Source organism: Paenimyroides ceti, assembly GCF_030409925.1.
This window is the reverse complement of record NZ_JAUFQU010000001.1, coordinates 349,889-370,667: the sequence shown is the minus strand read 5'-3', so window position 1 is coordinate 370,667 and position 20,779 is coordinate 349,889. Positions and strand designations below refer to the sequence as shown.

Sequence of the window (20,779 nt, the reverse complement as noted above, 5' to 3'; positions counted from 1 at the left end):
ACTATGGCTGCAACATTTCATTTATTACTCGTAGAAGACGAAACCGGTATTGCCAATTTCATGATTCAGGGTTTAAAAGAAGAAGGTTATGAGGTCGATCATACTGCTGACGGCAGCATTGCTCTGGAAATGATCCATGAAAAAAAATATGATATTATTCTTTTAGACTGGATGATTTTACACACAACCGGACTGGAAGTATGCCAGTCTGTCCGTTCACTAAATTCTCCGAATCGCAACAGTCCCATAATTTTTATTACGGCTAAAGACACGCTTGGCGATACCGTTTCCGGACTCAAAGCCGGAGCTAATGACTACATCAAAAAGCCTTTTCATTTTGAGGAACTATTAGCAAGAATAGAAGTATTACTCCGAAATAATTCAGAAAACATACCGTTACATCTCGGCAATATTATGCTCAACGAGAGGGCGCATCAGGTTTTCGTCAGTGATCAGGAAATCAGTCTCACACCGAAAGAATTTGCATTATTAGCGCTGTTGATCAGTAATAAAGGAAAAGTATGTACGCGTAAACAAATCATCGAAGAAGTATGGGATATCCATTTTGAGTACGATACCAGTGTGATTGATGTTTTTATTAATGCGCTGCGAAAAAAGCTATACATGAATAAAGAAGATTTACGAATTACTACCATTCGCGGAGTGGGCTATATGGCACAGGATGTTTAAAAAAATTTCCATAAAGAACCGTATTGCGCTGCTATACAGCATCAGTTTTTCAGGACTTATGTTACTGATCTTTTCTGTACTGTACGCAGTTGTTTCCTTAAGCATTTCCGCATCCGTGCGCAACATACTCAAAGAAGAAATACAGCATCATGTAAACTATGTAAAAAAACAACCCGTGTTTACCCGGTATATTGAAGAAGGGGAATGGAATGAGATCGAACATGCCGATCTGGAACTTAATCCCGTTTTTATTTCAATATACAACAAAGACTTTCAATTGGTAGAACAATCGCCCAATCTGAAAGAACACCACCTCAAATGGCAGGACGGACAACCGGAATTTTCTATTTTCAGTTTTCCTTTCAATGGGTCTGACCTGCTCATCAGTCAGGCAGTTCTGGTACATAACCATATCACGGTGGGCTATATTGTCATTGGCGTTTCTATGAAAAACCAGCAGATGGTTCTTACTTATTTACAACTTGCACTGTGGCTTATTTTTCCACTTTCATTAGGCATTATTTTTCTTACAGCACGCTTCATTGCCTCCAAAAGTATTGCTCCGGTATTTACCATTATATCCACCGCCCGTACCATTACCGAAAATCATTTATCACAACGCATTGAACTACCTTCTCATGAAGATGAGTTACATACATTGACGGTTACCATCAATTCCCTGCTGGATCGGTTGGAATTCCAGTTGCAAAAAGCCCGTCAGTTTTCTGCCGATGCTTCGCATGAACTGCGCACTCCGTTGGCTGTTATAAAAGGAACGCTTGAAATCCTTATTCGCAAACAACGCACCATTGAAGAATATGAAAATAAAATAGGTTATACGTTAAAACAAGCCGATCGACTCAGTCAACTGGTAGAGCAGTTTCTGCTTTTAGCCCGTATTGAAAATGATCCTATGGAAATAAAAAAAAGCAACCTACACCCTGAATGGCTTATTCGTCAGTCCGTAGAGCGTTATCAGGTATTTCTGAAAGAAAAGCAAATACAGCTGAGCGAAGATTACCAACCGGTGCCCACCATTTACCGCTGTCAGGAATATCTGGAAATCATTATGGATAATCTACTGTCAAATGCTATTAAATTCGTGAATCCTAAGGGTATCATCCGTATTGCACTGCAAAAAGAAGAGAATCAGATTGTAATGACCATTACCGATAACGGAATCGGTATCAGTCCGGAAGAACTCCATTATATTACCAACCGCTATTACAGAGCCGAAAATGTAAAAACAAACAATATAAAAGGATCCGGTCTCGGTCTTCATATCGCGTACAAATTGGCTCAACTCGATGGAAACAGACTGGAAATAGAGAGCCTTCCCGGCAAAGGAACAGAAGTAAGACTTATCATGCCTTTTGAGTAAGTTTAACTGCCTTATTAATTACACTCTTTTTAGATTATGAGTAAAAGAAGAAAACAGTCTTTTGAGTAAGGCATTGACAGTGCGCAGGTAGGTACTGAACTATGTTTTGCGTTTTTGTCATAAAAAGCTGTTACAATGCTGTAACAAATTAAAAAATAATCGTTTTTTGCTTGTGTTATTAACACAAATGCAATATGTTTGTTTCCAGATAATCTTAGGCAGTTTCCTTCTACCGCTGCCTTCGTTTTTTACGAAACACGATGAAAAAAACACTGCTATGCCTGTTTACAGGCTTTGCGCTGCTCTCTGCTCATGCGCAAAAAGTCGTATGGGAAAAAACCCTTGGCGGCAAACACTCCGAGTATTTATTTGATATGGTGCCTACCGTAGATTATGGTTTTCTCTTAGCGGGGAGTTCCTTTTCAGACAAAACGGGCTCTAAAACCAGCGAAGGCCAGGGCAATCTGGACTACTGGCTCTGGAAGATGGATAAAGACGGAGAAGAAGAATGGCAAAAAAGCTTTGGTGCTTCGGGTATGGACCTGCTGCAATGCCTGATTCCTACGGGAGATGCGGGTTATCTGCTTGGCGGTACTTCCAACTCCCCAAAAGACGGCCATAAAACAGAAGCTTCCCGTGGTAAAAACGACCTGTGGCTCATAAAGATTAATGCAGCCGGAGCAGAAGAATGGCAAAAGACCCTTGGAGGCTCGGGAGATGACCGACTGGTCACGATCAAACGCCTGTCAGACGGTGGTTATATCATCGGAGCCAACACCAACTCCCCGGTATCCGGAGAAAAAAGCCAGCACCACCTCGGCGGACTCGATTTATGGATACTGCGACTGGACAAAAAAGGCAAGCTGCTTTGGGAAAAAACCTTTGGCGGTATCTATAATGATGAAGTCAAAACCATAGTACCGACAAAAGACGGTTTTATCATCGGTGCACAATCCAACTCCCCGATCGGCGCCAACAAAGCCGTGGACACCAACGGTGGTTATGATATCTGGCTGTTGACCCTGGATCACAACGGCAACCTGTTGCAGCAACACAACTATGGCGGAACGGCAGACGATTTTCTGACCGATCTGCTGCCTGTAGACAACGGTTATCTTTTGGCAGGAACGAGCAGTTCCGAAAGCAGCGGTACTAAAACTGTATCGGCAGAAACACAAAACGATTTCTGGACGGTACAACTCGATGCGAAAATGCAGCCGACAGATCAGAAAACCTATGACTTTAAAGGCGATGATGTACTGACCTCCGTACTATTAGACAGTGATCAAAACCTGTTGCTTTCGGGCTATACGATACATCCCAAAACCCATAAAAAGAGCTATGTTTCGATCCATATCAATGCCCAGGGCGAAAAGATCTGGGAAAAAGAACTCTCTACAGACGGAGACGATCTACTGCGCAAAGCGATCATCACACGCGATGGCGGTTATGTCTTTGCAGGAAACTCCACGGGGAAAACCTCTGCGCTTAAAAAGGGCTATCAGGGCAGAAACGACTACTGGATTGTAAAGCTCAACACCAAAGAAAAAACAAAAACCCCGGAGATACAGATCGAAGCCTTTCCGAACCCAACCGAAGGGTTTACCAACGTGGTGATCAACCATGAATACGAAGAAGGGCAGATGATCTTATCGGATCTGAGTGGCAAGATACTGCATACGGCACCTTTGCAATACGACATGATTGCAGTAGATCTGAGCGGATATCCTCAGGGAGTTTACATCATCAACATCAAAACCAATGTCATCAACCGTTCGGTTAAAGTCATCAAAAAATAAAACAACATGAAACAGAACTGCTTACTACTTCTATTATTCTTTTCTACGGTATTGCTTCGGGCTCAGGAGGCGCCTAATAAATATACCTTTACCTCTATGGTAGATTTGTATGAATTTCCCCAGACAGAAGCAACGGGAGGTGTTGATGTGCAGCTGCCGCTTTATAAAATAGCCACGCGTGGTTTTGAAATGCCCGTTGCACTGGCATACGACATGATGGGTAATACCAACACCTTTTATATCGGCAGTCAGTTTGGCGATGCCTGGAACTTAAATGCTATCGGTACCATCAGTCGCGAAATTACAGACAGATCGTACACCTATTCAACCAAAACAACAGGAAGCAACTGTGGAGGGAATCAGATTATCATACAATATACGACAGAAACCCTTAAAAAGAATTATGATGTTCCTGATGAAAACTATTACTATAACAATCCCGGAGCGAGCTATCGCGACAACCGTGATCTGTATACCTTTTCATTTCTGGGACTCAGCGGTAAATTTATTCTTTATAATCAAAACAATCAACTCAAAGCAGAGGTGTATGAATCCTCTGATTTTGTAAAAATAGAGATCGAACAACCGGACTGGGGAGCTTTAATTACGGCCATTTCCATTTATGATAAAAACGGTTACCGCTACCGTTTTGCAGCACAATCTAACATCAGCCATAATGAATCTTATGAGCAAACCTATCTTACAGAACCGGCAACGCTGTATGAGAATTGTAATTTTGAAATAGCGACGGGTCATGTATTGCATCCCGGCAACGGTCATACCGGAACGAAGGTATTTCCTGCGGGGCATTTGATATCGGGTAAGATGCATGCCAACGGTTTCCGTTACTGGAAAAACCTGGAGATTTCTGAAATTTATGACCGTCATAACAATCTGCTGGTCTCTTATGAATACGAACAACTGTCTGTAACCATACCGGATCGGGAGAACCGTTGGATGAACGGTCTGGGATTAGTAAAAGGCTATACCAAACTGTATGTAAAAAATATCCGTATCCACGGACAGGGAACCCTTTCTTTTAGCAATACACTGGCAGCAAGCAATCCCGGTGCACTGGTTAATTCTTTTACGAATGCCATGGAAATAAAAGACCTGCAGGGCAATCTCATCAAAAAGATCGCCTTTGATTATCAGACGGCCAATATCAGCAATCTGCACATCATTAAACCAGAGACGGATATCCCTGCCAATAAGCGCTTTTACAAAAAGCTGCTCAAAGGCATTAAAGAATATGACAATACACAGCAAAAAAGCCTGGATACCGCTATAGAATATAAAGATAACGCATCGTCGGGGTTCATCATCGATGGCTTTGGCTTTTTAAGCGGCTATTATGGTTGCAGAGATTATGTACACCCCAGTACGTATAAAACCGATTATTATACCCTTCAGAAAATCAAATATCCGACGGGAGGATCGGTGGTCTATAAATTTGAACCGCATACTTTTTCCAAAGGACTCAACTGGCAGGAAAATGAATTTAAAATGTTTAACTCTGACAACCATGTTTATGAGCCCATTGCTTTGACTCAGGTAAATGGCCAAACCTTTCAGTTTACCGCCAATGCCGGAGACAAGATTTTTCTTATAAACAAATATCCGGGCAATGTTTTACAGTTCTACAAAGGAACCACCCTGGCGGCTTCTGATCTGTTGATAAATGCAGTCAAAGCACCTTCCGGAAGTGCCTCTTTTGAAATGGCCTGTAAGGGAGCACTTTCGAATATCGTATTACCCGCAGCACCCAACAACCAATATACTTTACGGTACACCGGAGCAGGAGCCTCACCGTATTATCTGGGAGCGTATAAATTCCGCTATAGCGATACGTATTATGCATTCCGTTATGAGACGGGTATGCGTATTGCGCAAATGGCCTATTTTAAAGACAATGTGGCTAAAAACATTTTAGACACACCTTCGGGTGCCAACACAGCAGAAAAGCTCATCAATTTTACCTATCCGGGCAGTACACCTAACAGCAGCTCCGGACATGTGAGTCTTAGTTATTATAGTTATTTTGATGCAGCACCCAACAATCTGGTTTATGACCGGGTTGATGTAGAGGTGCGCGGTATCGGAAAAACCAGTTTGTATTATGATATTCCGGCTTCATTTGTGAAACTGAAACGAACAGACCTGAAACGCTCTGCGGTCTTCTCTGCATCGGGAGAGCTTCTATCCGAAAGCGATTATGAATATGAATATGGCAAACCGGCGATCAATGGCTATGTAGACGATACGGACATCAAACCTCATATCCGATCGGTTGTTACCCGTACCCGTCAATATGAAAACGGAGATGATGCCATTCAAAGCATTAGCAGAACACGCTATGACGATGAGCTGCGTCAGGTGGAATATACCAGTACGGAAGAACCGTTATTGGCGCGCAGCCAACAGGTGAATATGAAATACAATCAGATCAACAATACTATTGTGACAACCTCGCAACAACAGTTGATCAATGATGTGATGCGGGAACGTACATTGTATAGCTATGACACCGCTGCCAACCTGCTCAAAACCCAGTTTGGAACGCCGGAAGTTGCTCCTGAAAAAATCGGAGTTGAAAACACACACTATACGGCTGGTTTGCTCACGGGCTATATAGATGCAGCAGGCTTGCCGGTAACTTTAGTGTATGGATATAACAGCAGCCGTATTGTGGCCAAACTGGTCAATGTAGAGGCTTCTTTATACTACTCCAATAATACGGTTTATTTGGGCAGCCGTATCAACATTGGCAATTACAGCAATCAGACGGCGACCACGTATAACGAAACCAATCTGAAAAACGCACTGAACAATCTCAGAACGCTGTTCCCGGAGGCGATGGTAACCACTTACACCTACCGCCCTATGGTGGGTATTGCCAGCATCACCGATGCCGCAGGCAGAGAAGAACGCTACCAGTACGATGCCTTTAACCGACTCTATCAGGTAGTGAACCACGAAGGACTGGTAACCCAACGCTATCAATACAACTATAAAAACTAATCTGCTATGCTACGGTATTTCTTTATATTATTTACAGCACTGTCAGGTGCAGGGTTATACGCACAAAACGGTACCCATAACTATGTACGCGAAACCGTTTACAAAAACGGTTTAAATCCGGGTTCTCCCATATTCAATACTCCGGAGAATTTTGTTACCACAACGTATTATGACGGACTTGGACGTCCGATTCAGCAGATACAGCAAAACCAGTCTCCCGATGATAATAAAAACATCGTCACGCATATCGAATACGAAAAAAACATCGGTCAGATCAAAGAATACCTGCCTTTTACCAGTGCGGGAAAAACGGTGACGCAAAACCAGATCGGTGGCGGTACGCTTATCACCTACCATTCTAACTATGTAGAAGAGGCAAAAAATCAGACGCAGAACTTTTACAATACCGATAAATACGAATACACTCCGAATCCGTATGCGGAAAACCGTCTAGAGGTTTCTCCCCGCCAGCGCATAGTCGAAACCGGATTTCCGGGCAGAGACTGGAGTCTGGAAGACTATGACGGTGCTATTTCCGCAGACCAGCGCAACACCCTGCGTATGCAATACGATCTGAACAGACCCGATGAAGTCAGACGCTACCGTGTGACAACGACTTTTTCGGAGGGAATTTATAAAAACAGCATCAGTCAAGACGGCTATTATCCGGCGGCAAGCCTGACCAAAACCATTGTGCGCAATGAAAACTGGAAAGCGCAGGACGGGCGCAACAACACCAGCGAAGAGTTTAAAGATCCCAGAGGGCATGTGGTGCTGAAGAGAACCTATAACGAAGATCAACCCCACGATACCTACTATATCTATAACCAGAGCGATCTGCTGGCTACCGTATTGCCGCCATTGGCAAAGGGATCTGTTGATTCTGAAACTCTGAACCAATTGGGGTATCAGTACCACTACGATGCCAAAAAGCGCATAGCAGAAAAAAAGCTGCCGCAAAAAGACTGGGAGTATATGGTTTATGACAAACAGGACCGTCTGGTACTTTTTCAGGACGGCAATCTCAGAACCAACAACAACAATTTTAGAAAGAAAGGCTGGATGTTTACCAAATACGATGCGCAGGGGCGTGTGGTTTATACCGGCTTTTTTATCAACACCGCTACGCGTATGGCCATGCAGAATGCCGTGAACAGCATGCTCAACAACTGGTATAACAATGAAGAGCGCAGTAACACGCCTTTTACCCAGAACGGGATCGATATCTATTATACCAAAAAAGCCTTTCCTACGGGCAGTATGGTAATACTTACGGTTGATTATTACGACCGTTATCCTGCCCATACTCCTAATGTGGGCAGTCAGATCCTGGGGCAAACGGTACTGACAGATCAGCCTGCGGGCGGACTCAATACCAAGGGACTGGCGCTGGTATCGCATATCCGCGCAATTGAAACCGAAGAATGGACCAAAAAATACAACTGGTATGATGTCAAAAAACGCGTGATAGCGACTCATAGCGAGCAAGCCTCCGGTACAAGTACCCGTATCCTGAGCAAGCTCAGCTTTAGCGGACTTCCGTTGCAGACTGTGACAACGCACCAGCGTTTTGGCAACAGTACCCCGGTAGAGATCACGGATAATTATACCTATGATCATAAAGACCGGCTTACCAAACATACTCAGAAAATCAACACACAGCAGGAAGAGCTTATTACAGCCAATGCATACGATGAACTCGGAGTGCTTATCCGTAAAAAGACGGGTGGATTGGCAGCTTCGGGCAACGGATTGCAGACAACCGACTATCAGTACAACATCCGCGGCTGGCTCACGCAGATCAACGATCCGGGAATGTTTAGTGAGACAACCGACAATGACCTGTTCAGCTTTAAGATCAACTACAATCGCAAAGACGATGAAAAAGGCGGTACAGGAAAAGCGTTGTACAACGGTAACATCAACAGTGTGCTCTGGAAAACGGCTACAGACAACATCAGCAAAGGTTATAGTTACGATTATGACGGACTCAACCGGCTGACCAATGCGCAGATGATGTATTTTCAGACGGGCTGGACCATGGGCTTTATGCGCCATCAGGCACACAGAGAAAGTATGAATTATGACCTAAACGGCAACATCCGCACCTTAAACCGTACCGGAGCTATGGTAGACGGACAGGTTTTGGATATGGACGAACTTGATTATACCTATAACGGCAATCAGCTGACCATGGTAAGAGACTATACCAACAACCCTGACGGATTTAAAGAAATCCCTTCTGGCGGTGCTGCCTATACCTATGACGGATCCGGAAACTTAATCACCGATACCAACAAACGGATTACTAAAATCACGTATAACCATCTGAATTTGCCCATAGTCATCGATACAGATCATGGAAGTATTTATTATGTCTATGATGCAGCGGGCAATAAATTAAAGAAAAGTGTATTGGCCAATAGCGGACCTAATCAGATCACCGAGTATATAGACGGTTTTCAGTATCTTAACGGAACCCTGCAGTTCTTTCCTCAACCGGAAGGTTATACAGCCTATCAGAATTATAAGTATATTTACAATTACATCCATAAAGACCATTTGGGTAACAACCGTGTGGTCTATGCTGATAGCAATAATAACGGTGTAATAGAACCCACGGAAATTCTGGAAGAAAATAACTATTATCCGTTTGGATTAAAGCATCAGGGGTATAATGATATGACAGGGAGTACAGCTTCCAATTATAAGTATCAATACAATGGTAAAGAGTTACAGGAAGAAATGGGATTAAACCTGTATGATTTTGGAGCAAGAAACTATGATCCGGCTTTAGGAAGATGGATGAACATAGATCCGTTGGCGGAAAATTCAAGAAGATGGAATCCTTATAACTATGCGTATAACAATCCTATTTTATTTGTTGATCCTGATGGAATGCAGAGTTATGTATTTAATGGTAAAGCAGCTCAGGATTTTGCCAAAGATTTACAAAGTCAGTTAGCTTTGAACGACGGGGTTGAGAATGATTGTAAAAGTTGTAAAACAAAGGCAGATTGGGACGCTTATTATCAACAGGCAGAGAATACAGCTGCGATGATGGGAGAAGATGCCTGGGGATATACTAATAAGCGTTTAACACGTGAAATGGATGAACAAGGGCATTCAATATTCTATCTTGATGGAGAGAGAATGGACTTAAGACAGTATAGGAATAAAGCTGATGCGGCAGGAAATTTAATCTCAGATGCAGCATTAATAGAAGCAAGCGTAGGTTTTCTTAAATATATAAGCAGTTTTTTTAAAAGTAGTAATGCTACAGCTAAGACGGGAAAGTCGTTTTTTGAAGGAACTAAATACACAAATAAAGTATTAGGGCAAATGAAGAAAGGAGATTTTCACGGATTCCCTGAAGCAGTGAAAGCATTTGAATCAAGTGGGGTAATCACCACAATAAAAGGAGGAGATGGGGTTACAAGGCAAATACTTAAGATACCAGGTGAGTACGGAAGTAAAAAAGGTTTCTTTGAATTTATTAAAGAGGCTGATGGTACGATAAATCATAGGTTATTCCGTCCAAATCCATAATAATAAATAGTATATGAATAATATAGTTTGGTCAAATAAAGTTGATGAGATTTTAAGCAATGGAATCTCTCTTAAACCAATAGGGGTTAAAAATTGGGCATTGCCACAAGAAGAAGCTATACAGGCATTAAGTCAATTTATAGATCTGCAAATACCAATATTAGGCGGCGATGTATGTGAATTTGTCAGTGGGACTATTCAATATAATTATGATAATTGGTATTGTGATAGACTACCTAACGAATCTCATTTAGACTTCGTAAACAGAAGTATTAGGAAAGCAAGAGAGTATATTGAACATTACAACATTAGTGAGCCGAATAAAATCTTTTTTGCATTTGTACCAGAAGTATAGAAAAATGAATTATCAAATCAAAACCAGATTAAATTGGGTTTCGTAAAACGAAAGATAGGGTCAAGCTATTTCTAAAAATATTGCTGTTTGTTTTTGTTGCATTCATTACTAATGTGAACGTAAAAAGTGTAATTATTTTTTTTCAAATATTCAGGAAACAATAGCTTCTTCGTCATTTATATAGATACACAGAAAACTATTGTCGGAATTATTGAAAATGATTTGGTAAACTGTTGTCAAAATGAGCAAATTCAGTAGATATTGCTATGGGTACAACTGCTTCATTTGCAGTCATTGGACACGAATTGAAACATGCATCTCAGTTCGAAGACGGCGAGGTTTCATGGAGTAGAAATGGTCAGTCAACTTTATATGATATTAGTGATGAAACTGCAGGCTATAATAGACAAATTGATTTAGATGGAGGAATAACTCAATTTACACTTGCAGCTCAAAGATATTATACAAATAAAGATATTATAGATTTTGGAAAAAAGCAGAATCCACAAATTTATCAAGGTTTACATCAGTCATCCTTAAGCTTGTCTTCAAAAGAAGGAAAAGCAATGATAAAAACAACAATTGAAGCTGGTAAAAATGGAACACCAGTTCAGGAAGTATATATTGGATGGGAAAAAGATTACAATAAAGGTGTTAAAAAAAGGAAATAATGAAATTAAGTATATATTTAATATTAGTTTATATTATATTCGGATCAATGACTATTGATAATGGACTATATGTTTATAAAACAAATTATTTTTATGAGAGTATTGAATTAAATAACAATGAATTCACCTACAAATCGAATTTTCACTTTTCAAATTATGAAACTAAAGGAACTTTTAAAATATTTAATGATAGTTTAATTCTTAATAGTTTTCAAAAGACTGATATTTTTGATGTATATGAAAAAAGCAATAGTAAAAAAAATAAATTGTTTTTCAAGGTTAGTAGGTATGACAAAACTTTTTTCTCTTATGATTTACATTTGATATTAGATGATAATAAAGAAATTGTTCTAAAAGATCAGTGGGATACTACAAAAATAAAGAGGTGTGATATCAAAGCCTTTTATATAAAAGATAAGAATAGTTTTTTGTCTCCAATTTATAGTATCAAAAATAAAAGTAGTAATTTTTTCATTATTAATTTTACAGGTAAAAGAGTATTTATAGATGAAGTTTGGTTGATAAAAGGGAATAGTATAATTCCCCGATCACAAAATGGTATTATTCAAAGTTACTTATTAGAAAAAGAATAATAGACGAACCAACAGCCTCTTTACAAACGTATTGAGGCTGTGTTATTGTATAAACACTTTACAAGTATAATATATTTAAAATTCCATTTTTAATATAAAACAGGAAACACTTTATTAAAAATGATAAAGGATGTCCATAAATTTTTCTTGTTCTACAAAAAAATAATTCTAATTGTTACATCAATTTATTTTTCTATTGTTCAATAAATTAAAGTTATAACAACATTATCCATTTGGATTAGAACACCAGAATTACAGCACTATTACAGGAAATACAGGCTATAAATACACCTATGGAGGAAAAGAATTTCAGCCCGAAAAAGACCTGAATATGTATGATTTTGGAGCAAGAAACTATGATCCGGCTTTAGGAAGATGGATGAATGTGGATTGTAGGCTTCCCCTTTTTCAGACAAATTAAAAATATAAAAAATAGTTATTCGTTGGTCATCTAAAAAATCGGTGGTATATATATATATATATATATATATATATATATATATATATATCATCTTTTCATTTTCTGATAAATCTTTCTTTAATTTTTTCTGTTTGCCCAATCACCAAAAAATAATAAAAGGTTTTTTCTTCGTTGAATACAAATATGGCTACGTATTTTTCAGTCTTTTTACCTCATCTCCTAAAACGATAAACACCTCATCTCCCCTTTTGCGTTCCATGATATAAAGTCCTGTGAGGTCTCCGAAAGCAGGCAGTATAAACACACCTTTATCAAAATAAAAACAAGGTAAACGGAAATAATGACGTTGTTTGGTCCGAATGCTTATTCCGGGATGAGTATGCCCTACTATATTAATCACCTCCCGATTTAACAGCGATAGTGACTGATGGGAAAAAACGATTTTTTCATGCAGCCATAGTTCTTTAACTATTTTGAAATGAGGCAAGTGATGCTGTGCATAATCGATAATATCATGATTGCCTTTTGTAAGGATAAACGATACTGTATCATGTTTCAAAAGTGCTTCTTTAAAAAGTTCCCAATCCGTATTCCATTCACTGTGAAACAAGTCTCCCAGAAACACGACGGTTTTCACTCCATATTTTGCAATGAGCACATCAAGTTTCATAAACTCTTTATACAAAGAAGTTTTGGGAAGAAAAATTCCGTTTTTTCTGAAATGAGTAGTTTTTCCCAAATGCCAGTCCGCAATAACAAGACAATGGCTTTCCGGCAGAAAGAGCGCCAGTTCCGGTAAAAGCCACGTTTCAGTATCGCCCAGAAAAAGCCTGTAAAATTTATTCGACATCCAGTTCCTTTTTTAATTTATTGAGACGCGCCTGCCAATCTTCATTCGAATATTTGCTGCGAAAAGATTCCGAAAAAATCGGAAACGCAAACGGACTCAGTTTTTCAAGATGCTTAAAAATAATCGGATGGCTGTTGATACGCTGAAAGGCCAGCTGCATGCGCTGAATTTCGAGCTGAAAATCATAGACTTCATCATACGCCTGACGGTACAACAAGTTGGAAGGTTCATTTTCATCAAAGACACTGAAAAACAAAGAAGCATTTGCCTGAAGGTGTTTTGTTTTCATCTGCTTTCCGGGATAACCATTAAAAATAAGACCCGATACCGAAGCAACATCCCGAAAAGTACGTTTCGCCATTTCTCTGATGTTGACTCCGTTTTTGATATCTTCTACTATATTTTCTACTGACAACAATTCCTGAACAAACGTTTCATCAACAAAGAAATCGTCTTCAGAGAGCAGTTCAAATCCATAATCATTGCTTGCAATGGTAAATGTTATCTTCTGATTCCGGCTGATGCGGTAAGCAAGAATTGCAGCCATTCCTTCATGTACTAGTTTCCCCTCATACGGATAGATAAACAGATGAAAGCCATATTTGGTTTTTATATATTCCGTCAGCAATTCATTTTCCTGAGGCAGATAAGAACGTTTTGCCTGTTCTTTGAACAAAGGCTGTAAAAATGCCAACTCCGGATAAGTCCGACGGGAAGGTTTCCCGATTTCCTGAAACATATGACGAATGGCTTTTCCATAATCAACACTTATCGGAAGCCGTCCACCTTGCCATGAAGGAATGAGTCCGGTTTTTTGTGTAGTAGGCCTTACAATGACTTCATTATTTTTGATATGAACCAATTGCAGCGCGCGTCCGGAAAACCAGAAAACATCACCTTCTTTTAAGCGCGAAACAAACCATTCTTCCACGCTGCCCAGGTATTTTCCTTTTTTAAATTTTACCAGAAGCATCATATCTGAAACAATGGCTCCGATACTCAAACGATGCTGCATTGCAATACGTCTGGAAGTAACTTTAAAAAGTCCGTCTTCAATAACCACTTTATGAAATTCATCATACGCATATAAAGAACTTCCTCCCTGTGTGATGAGTTGTAAACATTCATTGAATTCATCAGGGCTGATACTTTCATAGCAGTGTGTTTGAATAACTTCATTATATAAGGCCTCAGCCTGAAATCCGTCACTGACAGCCAATGTCATCATAAACTGAATGAGCATATCAAAACTACGGATATAGGGCAATCGCTGTTCTACCATTTTTTCAGATAATGCATAGCGCAGAGAAGCGCCTTCCATCGTTTCCAGTGAGTGAGTGGGCAGAAAATAGATCACACTTGTTTCTTCAGGGCGGTGACCACTTCGGCCGGCACGTTGTAAAAAACGCGCAATTCCTTTTGGGGAGCCGATCTGGATGACGCAATCTACAGATCGGAAATCAACTCCAAGATCAAGGCTGCTGGTACAGATGACGGCTTTTAAAAGTCCTTCGTGCAGACTGTCTTCAACCCATAGGCGCAGTTCTTCACTAAGCGACCCGTGATGTAAAGCAATCTGTCCTGCCAGTTCAGGGTCTGCTTCCAATAATCGCTGATACCATATCTCAGCCTGTGAACGGGTATTTGTAAATAATAAAGTGGTGGTATATTGATGCAGCAGAGGCAGTACTTTGGGCAATAAACGGATGCCCAGATGCCCGCTCCACGGATATTTTTCAACCTCATCAGGGTAAATCGTATGCAGTTCTATTTTCTTTTGCTGTTTTGACTGTATTAGTACGCTCTGTGAATCCCGTGTAAGAATATCTTTTGCCTGTAACAGATTTCCGATGGTTGCCGAGATTCCCCATACTTTGAGAGATGGATTGATGGTTTTTAAATGGGCAACCGCCAGTTCAATCATTACACCTCGTTTGCTGCTCAATAATTCATGCCATTCATCTACAATGACAAACTCCAGCGATTTAAAAAATTCTTTATATCCTTTGGAAGCCATAAGCAGATGTACGCTTTCCGGAGTAGTAATCAGCGCCTGCGGAGGATTTTTACGCTGTTTCTGTCGGTCACCTGCAGAAGTATCTCCGGTACGAAGGGCTATTTTATAGTCGAGTTCCAAATCTTTACTTACCCTTTCCGTTGCTAGTAAAATTTCTTTTGACAAAGCCCGCAAAGGCGTAATCCACAACGTATGCAGTCCTTTTTTCTCTTTTGTATTATCAGGTGTTTTTTTATAATAATTCTGGAGAATTCCAAACCATATCGCATACGTTTTTCCGTAACCTGTCGGAGCATTCAGCAAACCGGATTCACCTCTTGCCATAGCTGACCAGCATTTTTTCTGAAAAGCATGCGGTTTCCATCCCTTATTAAAAAACCAAACATCGGCAAAAGCATTCATAATTCATAGTTTTTTAATAGTTGTAACAAATCTTCTTTGGTATTGGCATCTTTGGCAGCTTTATCTGTTCTCCAGCGCAGTATCCGTGGAAAACGCAAGGCTACTCCAGATTTATGCCGGGTACTTTTATTGATTCCTTCAAATGCAATTTCGAATACCTGCTCGGGTTTTACACTTCTCACTGGTCCGAATTTTTCCAGCGTATGTTGTTTAATCCATTTATCCAGTACATTGATTTCTTTATCGGTAAGCCCGGAATATGCTTTGGCAAACGGGATAAGAACGTCGCCATCCCAAACAGCAAAGGTATAATCTGTAAACAAATTGGCGCGGCGTCCATGTCCGCTTTGTGCATACAGCATTACACCATCAATGGTCAATGGTTGTGTTTTCCATTTCCACCAGCCTCCCTTTTTTCTACCTACTTCATATACACTTTCCCGATGTTTCAGCATCAATCCTTCGCATTGATGACTTCTCGCCTGTTCTCTGAAAACATCCGCTTCCTGCCAGTTGGTGAAAGATAAGGTTTCTGAAAGAATAAGCACTTCAGAAGGATGTTGCTTTAAAAGTTGTACCAACAAAGACCGCCGCTCATGAAGCGGATAATGGCGGATATCTTTTCCCTGCCATTCCAGCAGATCATAACATACCATTACCAGAGGGGCTTCTTTTAAAATTTTAGCCGTCAGATTTTTACGACCTATACGGGTCTGCATCACACTAAAAAGTAACGGTTCCCCATCTTTCCACGGAATGATTTCTCCGTCAATAACCGTACCGTCCGGAAGCGAATGCCGCAGGATCTCAAACTCCGGAAATTTATCTGTAAGCAGATCTTCTCCACGCGACCAGATGAACAAATCAGATGCACGGACAATAACCTGCCCGCGAATACCGTCGAGTTTCTTTTCAATGATCCAATCCTTTACAGCACCCAGTTCATCCGGAGCTGTTTCGAGCGGATAGGCAAGACAAAACGGATAAGGAATATGAGTTGCCAGCAATTGATTTTCAGTCAGGAATAGTTCCTGAAATTGCATTTGCATAGGATCCCACTTGCCCATCATCTGATGTTCAATATCCCTTTCATCCTTTTCCAGAAACTTAGCTATGGCTTTTACAACGAGTTTTTTAGAAACTCCTACACGCAAACTACCTGTAAGCATTTTGTTTACAAGAAAAAGAGCAGTACCTGAGTTTGTCTGCCATAAACGAAAGAGTTCTTTTTTTTGTTGTACTACCGGCATTTTTTGTAAAGCAATGATATGTTCAAACACCTCTCTGAGAGAATAGGGGTTATCTTCAGTCTGATGATGGTGAGAAACCAGCAAAGAAATGGTTTCTCCGAGATCTCCTACTACATAATAAGACTCTTCTAACAACCATAAGGGAATTCCGGTATATTCAGACACCCATTCTCTAAGCAATGTTGTTTTTACAGGTCTCTTAGGTTTGTTTCCAATGAGGATTGCAATTGCCAAAAGGCGGTCTTCATCTGTAGCTGTTTCCAGATACCGGACTATTGCTTCTACTTTTCGGGTGGTTTTGGTTGTCTGATCAATGGCATCAAATAAGGCGGCAAATGCTTTCATAATTCTTCCGTTTCTGTATCGTTATACAAGGTCTTCATGATTTGGGCATTCAGTCCGTAAGCTTCTCTTAGCCATTGGGCATATTGTAGTTCATATCCGTGAGTAATATATATATTTTCGGCTTCGGACATTTTTACAGCTGCATTCAGTGAATTGAAATCACAATGATCAGAAAATACGAAACCTTTATCTACTCCACGTCTTCTTCTCATTCCACGTAACTGCATCCATCCGCTGCACATAGCGGTTCTGTAATCGCCAAATTTCCGCATCCAGGGAGTACCTAATGCCGATGGCGGTGCAATGATGAGAGCTTGCCTGAAGTCTTCTTTTTTCTGATCCGCAGCAATACGGCTTCCTATAAAATGATATCCGTTTTCACGAAAAGCATCGTTAAGATTCGCAACTGCCCCATGCAGAAAAACACGCTCTTCGGTTTCTTTAAAATAATTCAGAATGGATTGTGCTTTTCCCAACGAATAACAGCAGATGACGGTTGCACGTTGCTGTTCCCGGTTTTCCTGCCACCAATTGCTGATGTCATCAAAAATTGTAAGTGGCGATTCAAACTGGTAAATCGGCAGTCCAAAAGTAGATTCTGTAATAAAATGATGGCAGCGAACGGGCTCAAATTCCGGTGACAATCCATCAGGTAAAAGTTTATAATCTCCTGTAACCACCCACACTTCTCCTTTGTATTCTACCCGGATCTGAGAGGAACCCAGTATGTGTCCCGCCGGATGAAAACTAAAAGATACACCGTTGATGGTAACCGGTTCATTGTATCCTACGCTCTGATATACAACATCTGCTCCCAAACGTACTTTGAGCACCGGAACTGTATCGGTATGACATAAATACTGCTGATTGCCCCAGCGCATATGATCGGCATGACCGTGTGTAATAAGCGCCTTCTTTACCGGACGCCACGGATCTATATAGACATCGGCTTTCGCACAATACAGTCCTTTTGAATTAACTTTTAATAACATATAAATCTCCTTTTAGCCTTTTTTAGGCAGAAATAAAAAAGCAGTCGTGTTTTTACATGTATTTATTACTATGAATATAAGCATTTATAAGCAGAAACCCCGTGTTATTAAGGTTTATTTTAACAGTTGTCTTTTGAAAATAATGGAGCTCCAACGGACTTTATCTCCTAAAACACTCGCTATAAACCATTTGGTTAAAAATAAAAAATGCATCTCCGAATAGAGATGCATTTTTTTAATAGGTTTCAAAGAAAAATGTAAAATTTATAATACGGGTACCGGAGTTTCAGCATCAGTATCTGTATGTACTACTGTTTGTATATCCGGCAATAAAATCAATAGTTTTTCTATTTTGGAATATGCCTTTACCAATTTGTAAAACATACATAAGGCAAAGAAACTGCAGATAAACGACACACCACCCAGTACAGCATGAGTCATGAGTACAGACAATTCATTTTCTCCGCTTTTATAACGATTGGAAAACGACATCAGCAGCATACTACCCCAGCCCATAAACCACCATAGTTTTAAATAGTAAACTGGTATTTTTTTTCCATAAACGATATGAGCTCTATCCAATAATTTATACGTCCTGCTAAAAAGTTCCCACATGATCTGGTACGGTCTCAGCAGATTCAGAAAAGGTATAAACCAACTCCATACAGCGACCTGTTCACTATATTTCAACCGGACTGCTTTGGTTGTTAAATTTCGATAGGCTCTGCGAAACCAATGCAGAAAAAGAATAGCAGCAGTTAAGAAAACTATTGTGTATATAAACCATAAGAGGTCTTCCTGCACAATATATTTTTCGAATAGATTTTCAGGATAATGATGTTCTTCCCTGATATTTTGCAGCTTCAGGTAATGTATTACATAATAGCCTGAAGCAACAAGTTGCAGTACCATAAGGCATACAAAAGAAAAGAGCACCCTTTTCGCTCTTTTAAGATTGGGTTTTAAAGTAGTCATGTGTTATAAGGTGTGTGTTTTTTGGTTAGATCAAATTAACGAAATAAAAGTGTCATAAAGGCATATTACACCATCTTTTCAACATTTATTTCTCTAAGTTCTTTTGTATCACACAAAACGATGGATACAAAAGAATAAAAAAACAAAGATAAAAAAGTTTCACTTACCCAATATCACGGGAATCTGTCGCCACATGAATGTGTTTTTGTATTTCTCCATTTCCATTTACCAACAAAGCATACAAACCATAGCCATAGCAGGCTCCGGTATCGATATTCCATGAGTGGGAAGCTTCTGTGTAAAGGGCTTTTGTCGTTTTTAAAGGCGTATGCCCGTGTATTTGTAATTTCTCAAGCTTTTTTAATGGTTTTCTGTTCCACAAAACGCTATCATCAGCCTGCTCATTCCAAGGATCGGCAGTATCTGTGATACCGGCATGCGTCACCATAAGGGTTGGTGTTTCAAGTTTCAGAGGCAATTGCTGAAACCAATGAACAGATCTGCAAAGATCTTCCTCGGAAACGGAAAAATTATTCCATGTTGCTTCTCCTCCCTGTCGCCACCAATTTTCGTTGAATCCCCTATCATGATGATCTGCCATCTCAGCTTCATGATTGCCTTTGAGAAAAATAGTATCCGGATATGTTTGCTGAATTTCCATACATTTTTTTACTACTGCTGCACTGAAATTACCACGATCAATAAAGTCACCTACACAAATAAGGGTTTCTTTCATTGGATTCCAATTCTGTAGGAGTTTTGTAAAAGTAAACAGACAGCCATGAATATCTCCAACGATAAAATAATTTTTCATAGGCAAACGGTATTAACAGAGTAACGAGAAGAATTGTTTTATTTATTTCACAACAAACGTACTCATTCTTTTAGCATTTTTACTTCAATCAGACAAAATACTGAAAAAAAGGAAATACTATAATAAAGAATAAAATTTTATTTAAAAAAATATTTATTTAAAAAATAAAGTCTTAATTTTCACTTAAAACTTATCATTAACGCAACCAAAAAAACATTCACATGAAAAAATCTTTTACACTAAAAAGAAAAAAAAGCACCAACGAATACCATTTGTTCAAATCTTTTGAAGTCAAGGACAACTCCTGGCAAACTTTTAGCAGCTCTCTTTGCGACACCAGTAATATGGATGAATCTTCCGCCAACAGTAAATTTAAGTTACTTGGTGAAGATGAAGCACGCATGGAAGTAGCTAAAATAGGCAGAAAGGTGTGCGGGCTATGTGTAAGCCATCTGTATGCGACTCCTGAATAAGGTATTTTAAATTCAAAAAACAGCTCCCAAATCAGAGCTGTTTTTGATTCTGACTAAACCCTCACTACTCATTTTTCTGTTATAGAGTCTAAAAAAGAATGTTTTCCGCTCTCCGATTCTAATGATGATAAATACTAAAAAATTCAAAAAAAGTGCTTTTGCCAGAGATTTAATACTTTTA

Annotated in this window: 16 protein-coding genes and 1 pseudogene; 10 read left to right on the top strand and 7 right to left on the bottom strand. The window is 39.7% G+C overall.

What is annotated here, in order from left to right; genetic code table 11:
• Positions 1-3 precede the first annotated feature (3 nt).
• The 9 genes and pseudogenes from QW060_RS01570 to QW060_RS01530 form a co-directional block, all read left to right on the top strand.
• Positions 4-690, top strand: coding sequence for a response regulator transcription factor (locus tag QW060_RS01570; protein WP_290361960.1), 687 nt, complete (start codon positions 4-6; stop codon positions 688-690).
• On the top strand, positions 683-2,071 hold the full coding sequence (locus tag QW060_RS01565) for a sensor histidine kinase (RefSeq protein ID WP_290361959.1): 1,389 nt from the start codon (positions 683-685) through the stop codon (positions 2,069-2,071). Before QW060_RS01570 ends, QW060_RS01565 begins: the two co-directional genes overlap by 8 nt.
• A 260-nt stretch (positions 2,072-2,331) precedes the next feature.
• Positions 2,332-3,870, top strand: coding sequence for a T9SS type A sorting domain-containing protein (locus QW060_RS01560; protein ID WP_290361958.1), 1,539 nt, complete (start codon positions 2,332-2,334; stop codon positions 3,868-3,870).
• A gap of 6 nt (positions 3,871-3,876) precedes the next feature.
• Complete coding sequence (locus QW060_RS01555) at positions 3,877-6,891, top strand: RHS repeat domain-containing protein (protein WP_290361957.1); 3,015 nt, start codon at positions 3,877-3,879, stop codon at positions 6,889-6,891.
• A gap of 6 nt (positions 6,892-6,897) precedes the next feature.
• Entirely contained in the window at positions 6,898-10,440 is a 3,543-nt protein-coding gene (locus tag QW060_RS01550; RefSeq protein ID WP_290361956.1) for an RHS repeat domain-containing protein, read from the top strand.
• A gap of 13 nt (positions 10,441-10,453) precedes the next feature.
• Complete coding sequence (imm40, locus tag QW060_RS01545) at positions 10,454-10,795, top strand: Imm40 family immunity protein (RefSeq protein WP_290361955.1); 342 nt, start codon at positions 10,454-10,456, stop codon at positions 10,793-10,795.
• A gap of 266 nt (positions 10,796-11,061) precedes the next feature.
• Positions 11,062-11,466 (top strand): hypothetical protein, encoded by a 405-nt coding sequence (locus QW060_RS01540; protein WP_290361954.1) that lies wholly within the window; start codon positions 11,062-11,064, stop codon positions 11,464-11,466.
• Entirely contained in the window at positions 11,466-12,059 is a 594-nt protein-coding gene (locus tag QW060_RS01535; RefSeq protein WP_290361953.1) for a hypothetical protein, read from the top strand. The genes QW060_RS01540 and QW060_RS01535 overlap by 1 nt, the downstream gene beginning before the upstream one ends.
• A 238-nt stretch (positions 12,060-12,297) precedes the next feature.
• Positions 12,298-12,480, top strand: a pseudogene (locus QW060_RS01530) (RHS repeat-associated core domain-containing protein); the annotation flags it as partial.
• 187 nt (positions 12,481-12,667) lie between these two features.
• On the opposite strand, the gene pdeM reads toward QW060_RS01530, so the two are convergent.
• The 7 genes from pdeM to QW060_RS01495 form a co-directional block, all read right to left on the bottom strand.
• A complete protein-coding gene (gene pdeM, locus QW060_RS01525; RefSeq protein WP_290361952.1) occupies positions 12,668-13,330 on the bottom strand; it encodes a ligase-associated DNA damage response endonuclease PdeM in 663 nt (220 codons plus the stop codon).
• The gene (locus QW060_RS01520; protein ID WP_290361951.1) at positions 13,320-15,749 is read right to left on the bottom strand and encodes a ligase-associated DNA damage response DEXH box helicase; all 2,430 of its coding nucleotides are present in this window, start codon (positions 15,747-15,749) and stop codon (positions 13,320-13,322) included. The genes pdeM and QW060_RS01520 overlap by 11 nt, the downstream gene beginning before the upstream one ends.
• Positions 15,746-17,344, bottom strand: coding sequence for an ATP-dependent DNA ligase (locus QW060_RS01515; RefSeq protein ID WP_290361950.1), 1,599 nt, complete (start codon positions 17,342-17,344; stop codon positions 15,746-15,748). Before QW060_RS01515 ends, QW060_RS01520 begins: the two co-directional genes overlap by 4 nt.
• On the bottom strand, positions 17,341-18,336 hold the full coding sequence (locus QW060_RS01510) for a ligase-associated DNA damage response exonuclease (protein WP_290361949.1): 996 nt from the start codon (positions 18,334-18,336) through the stop codon (positions 17,341-17,343). The genes QW060_RS01515 and QW060_RS01510 overlap by 4 nt, the downstream gene beginning before the upstream one ends.
• A gap of 114 nt (positions 18,337-18,450) precedes the next feature.
• Positions 18,451-18,585, bottom strand: coding sequence for a hypothetical protein (locus QW060_RS01505; RefSeq protein ID WP_290361948.1), 135 nt, complete (start codon positions 18,583-18,585; stop codon positions 18,451-18,453).
• Positions 18,586-18,600: 15 nt separating this feature from the next.
• Complete coding sequence (locus QW060_RS01500) at positions 18,601-19,272, bottom strand: DUF4328 domain-containing protein (RefSeq protein WP_290361947.1); 672 nt, start codon at positions 19,270-19,272, stop codon at positions 18,601-18,603.
• A 202-nt stretch (positions 19,273-19,474) separates the two neighbouring features.
• The gene (locus tag QW060_RS01495; RefSeq protein WP_290361946.1) at positions 19,475-20,125 is read right to left on the bottom strand and encodes a metallophosphoesterase family protein; all 651 of its coding nucleotides are present in this window, start codon (positions 20,123-20,125) and stop codon (positions 19,475-19,477) included.
• Between the two features lie 221 nt (positions 20,126-20,346).
• Here QW060_RS01495 and QW060_RS01490 point away from each other — a divergent pair, with 221 nt between their 5' ends.
• The gene (locus tag QW060_RS01490) at positions 20,347-20,598 is read left to right on the top strand and encodes a hypothetical protein (protein WP_290361945.1); all 252 of its coding nucleotides are present in this window, start codon (positions 20,347-20,349) and stop codon (positions 20,596-20,598) included.
• Positions 20,599-20,779: the final 181 nt, after the last annotated feature.